This is a genomic window from Deinococcus rhizophilus (assembly GCF_030271215.1).
In the GTDB taxonomy this organism is placed as follows: domain Bacteria; phylum Deinococcota; class Deinococci; order Deinococcales; family Deinococcaceae; genus Deinococcus; species Deinococcus rhizophilus.
Map to the genome: position 1 here is coordinate 1 of NZ_JASNGB010000327.1, position 1,303 is coordinate 1,303.

Consider the following 1,303-nt stretch of genomic DNA (forward strand, 5'->3'; position numbering starts at 1 on the left):
CCCATGGTCACCTGGGCGGCACCCTCGCGGCCCTCCTCCGCCAGTTCGGCGGCGGCGTGGGTGAGGTCGGCGGCCCTGTGCGCGACGGCGCTCGCGGCCGTTCCGGCAGCCTCCTGCACGGTTTCGAGCAGGCTGTGGGCGCGGACCGGGGCCTCCTCGCGCAGGGTCTGCACCGCCTCGCTTCCCCTGTGGGCGGCGACCTGCGCGACGTGCGAGGCATGCTCGGCGGCGCCAGCGAGCGCGGGCTTGACCGTCTCTTCCAGGGTGTGCCCGGCGGCGTCTACGAGGTGGCGCGTGCCGCCCAGCACCCGGCGGCGAGCGGTGTCGTTGGCGGCGAGGTAGGCCAGGCCGCCCGCCAGGATCAGGGGCGTCAGGTTGATCCGGATGGTGGTGCCCCGTCCCGAGTCCTTGCGGCCCGCGTCCGTGTAGGCAGTGTCCTTGTTCATGAAAACTCCTTTCAGCGTCCGGGCCATCCCCGGGGGTGGGGACGGCCGCACGGAAGGCCTCGCGGCCCATTGTCGGTGCCGCGCCGGGGGGGAGTGTGGGGCGAACGTAACGCGGGTTTCATGTTCGGCCCGGCGCCGGGGCAGGCCCCCCGCGCTTGGGCAACCGGGTCGCACTCTGCCCCTGGCCCCAGGCTCTAGACTCGGGGGCGTGATCCGGTTCCCGTCCAATCCGTTCTCTGCCCGGACCACCGCCGGGCCGGTGACTCCTCTCCCGGCGACCGCCACCCTTCTTCCCGCCCTGCTGGGGCCGCACAGGTGCGCCGCCAGGCCGGAACTCGGATGACCCGCAAGGCCCGCGCCCCCCAGGGTGCTCCCGCGCCCGCCGCGCGGGAGGCGGCGGCTCCCTCCCCTGCCCCACCATCTCTGGCCGCGCCGCTATTGGGCCGCCTGGAGGTGCGGCACCTCGCCACCATCCGCGACCTCTCGCTGGAGCTGCGCCCCGGTTTTTCCGCCTTTACCGGCGAGACGGGCGCGGGCAAGAGCATCATCGTGGACGCGCTGGGGCTGCTGCTGGGCACCCGCGCGAATGCGGACCTGATCCGCACGGGCGAGGAGAGCCTGCTGGTGTCGGGCTTCTGGGAGGAGGGCGGGGACGAGCTCAGCGCCAGCCGCCGGGTGACCGCCGGGGGGCGCGGCACTGCCCGGCTGGACGGCGAACCCGTCAGCGTGCGTGAACTGGGCGAGTGGTCGGCTGGGCGGCTGACGATCCACTGGCAGCACAGCGCGGTGACGCTGCTCAGCCCGGCGCGGCAGCGGGCGCTGCTCGACCGGCAGGTGCCCGGCGAGGCGGCAGCCTA

General features: G+C 74.6%; 2 protein-coding genes. One reads left to right on the plus strand and one right to left on the minus strand.

Annotated features, from left to right (window positions below; translation table 11 throughout):
• Positions 1–446, minus strand: a 446-nt coding sequence (locus QOL99_RS17100; RefSeq protein ID WP_285525596.1) for a hypothetical protein, incomplete at its 3' end; no start/stop codon positions are given.
• A gap of 339 nt (positions 447–785) precedes the next feature.
• Between QOL99_RS17100 and QOL99_RS17105 the strand changes: the two genes are divergently transcribed.
• A partial coding sequence (locus tag QOL99_RS17105; protein WP_285525598.1) for an AAA family ATPase occupies positions 786–1,303 on the plus strand: 518 nt, incomplete at its 3' end.